The organism is Deltaproteobacteria bacterium, assembly GCA_005879795.1.
Taxonomy (GTDB): domain Bacteria; phylum Desulfobacterota; class Binatia; order DP-6; family DP-6; genus DP-6.
This window is the reverse complement of record VBKJ01000125.1, coordinates 1-4772: the sequence shown is the minus strand read 5'-3', so window position 1 is coordinate 4772 and position 4772 is coordinate 1. Positions and strand designations below refer to the sequence as shown.

Genomic DNA, 4772 nt, shown 5'->3' with positions numbered 1-4772 from the left:
GAGTCGCCGTCGCGCACGGCGCGCGTGCGCAGCGCAGCCGCGTCGCTGCCCGAGCCGGGCTCCGTCAGACACCAGGCGCCGAGCCACTCGCCGCGCGCCATGCGCGGCAGGTAGCGGCGGCGGAGCGCCTCGCTCCCGAAGACGTTGATGTGGCCCGAGGCGAGGCCGGTGTGGCTGGCGACGGTGAGGCCCAGGGAGGCGTCGTAGCGCGCGATGCCCTCGACCACGAGCAGGTTCGCGAGCGTGTCGGCGCCGCCGCCGCCCACGTCCTCGGGGAGCGCGACGCCCATGAAGCCGAGCTCGCCCAGGCGCTTCACGGTCTCGTGCGGGAAGCGCTCCTCGCGGTCCCAGGCGGCCGCGTGCGGCTTCACCTCGCGCTCGCCGAAGTCGCGGATCGTCTCCTGGATGTGGCGGTGCTCGTCGGAGAGCGTGAAATCCATCAGGCGACCCGCGGCTGGACGTTGGCGCGGATCCAATCGACGATCTCCTGTGTCGAGGCGCCGGGGGTGAAGATCTTGGCGACGCCGGCCTTGCCGAGCGCCGGGATGTCCTCGTCGGGGATGATGCCGCCGCCGAAGACGACCTTGTCGCCCCCGCCACGGCGCCTGAGCTCGTCGACGACGGCGGGGAAGAGCGTCAGGTGGGCGCCGGAGAGGATCGAGAGCCCGACCGCATCGACGTCCTCCTGGACGGCCGCCTCGGCGACCATCTCGGGCGTCTGGTGGAGGCCCGTGTAGATCACCTCGAAGCCCGCGTCGCGCAGCGCCCGCGCGATGATCTTGGCGCCGCGGTCGTGCCCGTCGAGGCCGGGCTTCGCCACCAGGATGCGAAGCGGGCGGCCTACAGCCATGCCGGGTCCCGGTACTGGCCGAAGACCTGGCGGTAGACGTCCGCGATCTCGCCCACCGTGCACATCGCCTTCACGGCGGCGACGAGCGGCGGCATCAGGTTCTCGTCCGACTCCGCGGCTGCGCGCACCCGCTGCAGGGCCGCGCGCGCCGCGGCCGCGTCCCGCTCGCGCTTCACCCGCCGCACCCGGTCGGCCTGCCGCTGCTCCACCTCGAGCGGCACGCGCAGGAGGTCCGGCGGGCGCTCCTCGGGCACCTGGTAGCGGTTCACGCCGATCACGGTCTTCTCGCCGCGGTCGATCTGCTGCTGGTAGGCGTAGGCCGCGTCGGCGATCTCGCGCTGCGGGTAGCCGGCCTCGATCGCCTTCACCATGCCGCCGAAGCCGTCGATGCGCTCGATGTACTCGCGCGCCTCGCGCTCGATTCGGTCCGTGAGCGCTTCGATGGCCCAGCTCCCGCCGAGGGGATCGATGACGTTCGCGACCCCGCTCTCCTCGGCCAGGATCTGCTGCGTGCGGAGCGCCACCATGACCGCCGGCTCCGAGGGCAGCGCGAGCGTCTCGTCGAGCGAGTTCGTGTGCAGGGACTGCACGCCGCCCAGGATGCCCGCCAGGGCCTGCACCGTCACCCGCACGACGTTGTTGAGCGGCTGCTGCGCCGTGAGCGCGCAGCCCGCGGTCTGCGCGTGGGTGCGGAGCCTGAGCGAGCGCGGGTCCTTCGCGCCGAAGCGCTCGCGCATGATCGTCGCCCACAGGCGGCGCGCGGCGCGGAGCTTCGCCACCTCCTCCAGGAAGTCGTTGTGCAGGTTGAAGAAGAAGGAGAGCCGGGGCGCGAAGTCGTCCACCCGGAGCCCGCGCTTCACCGCCGCCTCGACGTACGCGATGCCGTCGGCCAGCGTGAACGCCAGCTCCTGCACCGCCGTCGAGCCCGCCTCCCGGATGTGGTAGCCGCTGATCGAGACCGGGTGCCAGCGCGGCACCGCGCGGGCGCAGAACTCGATCATGTCCACCACGATGCGGAGCGACGGCTCGGGCGGGCAGATCCACTCCTTCTGCGCGATGAACTCCTTCAGCATGTCGTTCTGGATGGTGCCGCCGATCTGCGTCCAGGGAACGCCCTGCTCCTCGGCCACCGCCAGGTACATCGCGAGCAGCGCGCTCGCGGAGCAGTTGACGGTCATCGAGGTCGTCACCCGGTCGAGGCGGATGCTGGCGAAGAGCGCCCGCATGTCGGCGAGGCTCGAGACGGCGACGCCCTCGCGCCCGACCTCGCCGAGCGCGCGCGGATGGTCGGCGTCGTAGCCCATGAGGGTCGGCATGTCGAAGGCGGTCGAGAGCCCCGTCTGGCCCTGCTTCAGGAGGAAGTGGAAGCGCGCGTTGGTGTCTTCGGGGGTGGCGAAGCCGGCGAACTGGCGCATCGTCCACAGCCGGCCCCGGTACATGCTCGGGTAGACGCCGCGCGTGTAGGGGAACTCGCCGGGGAGGCCGAGGCGCTCGCCCGCGTCGGGCGGGATATCCTCGGCCGTGTAGAGCGGCCCCACCTCCATGTCGGAGACGGTCGAGAAGCGGACGTCACGCTCCTTCTCCGTCCGGTAGCGCTTCTCGAGCCACTCGCGCCTGGTCATCGGAGCCGCCTCCGCGGCTGCAGCGGGACGACCCGCGCCGGCTTCGCTCGTCGCCGCCGCTCGACCATCTTCCGCGCCACGGGCAGCCAGTGCTCGGGTACGAGAACGTGGACTCGCGACCCGAACGCGATGGACGGATAGACGCTCGACCCCTCGGTTGTCAGCAGGCACGGGACGCCGCGCCCCTCGAGGAAGCCCTTGACGAGGTGCGCCTCCGGGGGCGTCGGTGCCGAGTAGCAGGTGCGCCAGCTCATCAGTATCCTTCGCTCGCGCTCATCGGTATCCTTCGCTCGCGCTCATCGGTATTCTTCGCTCGCGCTCATGCGCCCCGAGCCTCCCGGAGGAGCTGCCCAGCGATCACCAAGCGCTGGATCTCCGACGTGCCCTCGTAGATCTCGGTGATCTTGGCGTCGCGGAAGTAGCGCTCGACGGCGAACTCGCGCGTGTAGCCGTAGCCCCCGTGCATCTGCACCGCCTGCGTGGCGAGCGTCATCGCGGTCTCGGCGGCGAAGAGCTTCGCCATCGCCGCCTCCTTCGTATATGGCAAACCGCGGTCCTTCAGGAAAGCCGCGCGCAGCGTGAGGAGCCGCGCCGCCTCCACGGCGGTCGCCATGTCGGCCAGGCGGAACTGCGCGGCCTGGAACTCGGCCAGCGCGCGGTCGAAGGCGCGCCGCTCCCGGGCGTAGGCGAGCGAGTCCTCGAAGGAGGCGCGCGCGATGCCGACTGCCTGCGCGGCGATGCCGATCCGCCCGCCGTCGAGCGTCTTCATGGCGACCTTGAAGCCGCCCGACTCCGCGCCGAGCAGGTTCTCGCGCGGCACGCGGAGGTCGGTGAAGGCGAGCTGCGCGGAGTGCGCGCCGCGGATGCCCATCTTCTCCTCGACGCGCACCACCTCCCAGCCGGGCCACGCCGTCTCGACGATGAAGGCGGCGAGCCCCTCGTTGCCCAGGCCGAGATCGAGCGAGGCGAAGACGATCGCGAGCTGCGCGTCGGGCGCGTTGGTGATGAAGTTCTTGGTGCCGTTGAGCACGTAGTGGTCGCCGGCGCGCCGCGCGGTGGTGCGGATCGAGCCCGCGTCCGAGCCGGAGCTCGGCTCCGAGAGCGCGAAGCAGCCGAGCCACTCGCCGCGCGCGAGCCGGGGCAGGTAGCGCTCCCGCTGCGCCTCGGTGCCGAGCGCCAGGATCGGCCAGGTGGCGAGCGAGGCGTGCGCCGAGAAGATGACGCCGGTCGCCGCGCACGCGGCCGACAGCTCCTCGACCGCGAGCGCGTAGGCGACGTGGTCGAAGCCCGCGCCGCCGTAGAGCTCGGGGACGAAGCAGCCCATCACACCGAGGCGGCCGAGCTCGCCGATCAGTTCGCGCGGGAAGCGCTCGCGGCGGTCGGTGTCGGCCGCCGCCGGCCGGACGCGCTCCTGCGCGAAGGCGCGCACCAGGTCGCGCAGCTGGCGCTGCGTCTCCGTGAGCTCGACGCGCACGCCCCTAGCGTCCCTTCCACGCCGGCGTTCGCTTCTCCAGGAACGCCTTCAGCCCCTCGACCCGGTCGTCGGTCGCGAAGGTCACGCCGAAGGCCTCGACCTCGTAGCCGCAGCCGGTCCCGAGGTCCGCGTCCGCCGCGACGGCCGTCGCGCGCTTCGCCTGCGCGAGCGCGACCGGCGCTCTGGCGGCGAGATCGGCCGCGAGCCGCGCGGCCTCCTCGGCGAGCCGCTCGTGCGGCACGACACGGTTCACGAGCCCGAGGCGCAGCGCCTCGTCGGCCGGGATCATGTGCCCCAGGTAGATGAGCTCCCGCGCCCGCGTCTGCCCGATGCGGCGCACGAGCCGCTGCGTCCCGCCGAAGCCCGGGATGAGGCCCAGGTTGATCTCCGGCTGACCGAGGCGCGCCCGCTCCGAGACGACGATCAGGTCGCAGGCGAGCGCCAGCTCGAGCCCGCCGCCGAGCGCGACGCCGTTCACGGCGGCGACGACCGGGACGGCGAGCGCCTCGAGGCGCGCCAGCACGTCGTGGCCGAGGCGCGAGTAGGCGTACCCGTCGGCCGCGCTCATCGCCGCCATGGCCGCGATGTCGGCGCCCGCCGAGAAGGCCTTGTCGCCGGCGCCGGTGACGACCAGCGCGCGCACGCCGCCGTCGCGCCGGACCTCCCGGATGGCGCGCGCCAGCTCGCGCAGCGTCGCCGTGTCGAGGGCGTTCAGCGCGCGCGGGCGATTCAGGCGCACGGTCACCACCGCCCCGGCGCGCTCGACGAGCAGGTTCGTGAAGGCGACTTCTTTCACCGAGCCGATGCATACTCGATCTGACCGTCG

General features: G+C 72.6%; 6 protein-coding genes. All 6 read right to left on the bottom strand.

From position 1 onward, the window contains the following. Positions 1-440 (bottom strand): acyl-CoA dehydrogenase (locus E6J59_06530; protein TMB21077.1); only part of this gene is annotated, 440 nt, incomplete at its 3' end. Continuing rightward, positions 440-850 (bottom strand): cobalamin B12-binding domain-containing protein, encoded by a 411-nt coding sequence (locus E6J59_06525; protein ID TMB21076.1) that lies wholly within the window; start codon positions 848-850, stop codon positions 440-442. The genes E6J59_06525 and E6J59_06530, both read right to left, overlap by 1 nt. Beyond that, positions 841-2472: a methylmalonyl-CoA mutase gene (locus E6J59_06520; protein TMB21075.1), complete on the bottom strand. Its 1632-nt coding sequence runs from the start codon at positions 2470-2472 to the stop codon at positions 841-843. The genes E6J59_06525 and E6J59_06520 overlap by 10 nt, the downstream gene beginning before the upstream one ends. Beyond that, positions 2469-2726 carry a DUF2007 domain-containing protein gene (locus E6J59_06515; protein TMB21074.1) on the bottom strand — a complete coding sequence of 86 codons (258 nt, stop codon included), beginning with the start codon at positions 2724-2726 and terminating at the stop codon, positions 2469-2471. Before E6J59_06515 ends, E6J59_06520 begins: the two co-directional genes overlap by 4 nt. A gap of 65 nt (positions 2727-2791) precedes the next feature. After that, positions 2792-3946 (bottom strand): acyl-CoA dehydrogenase, encoded by a 1155-nt coding sequence (locus E6J59_06510; GenBank protein TMB21073.1) that lies wholly within the window; start codon positions 3944-3946, stop codon positions 2792-2794. 4 nt (positions 3947-3950) lie between these two features. Beyond that, a complete protein-coding gene (locus tag E6J59_06505; protein TMB21072.1) occupies positions 3951-4742 on the bottom strand; it encodes a hypothetical protein in 792 nt (263 codons plus the stop codon). Between the last annotated feature and the right edge of the window lie 30 nt (positions 4743-4772).

Excerpts from the sequence above, each read along its gene's own strand:
- E6J59_06525 (TMB21076.1), bottom strand. The coding sequence starts at position 850 with ATGGCTGTAGGCCGCCCGCTTCGCATCCTGGTGGCGAAGCCCGGCCTC.
- E6J59_06520 (TMB21075.1), bottom strand. The coding sequence starts at position 2,472 with ATGACCAGGCGCGAGTGGCTCGAGAAGCGCTACCGGACGGAGAAGGAG.
- E6J59_06515 (TMB21074.1), bottom strand. The coding sequence starts at position 2,726 with ATGAGCTGGCGCACCTGCTACTCGGCACCGACGCCCCCGGAGGCGCAC.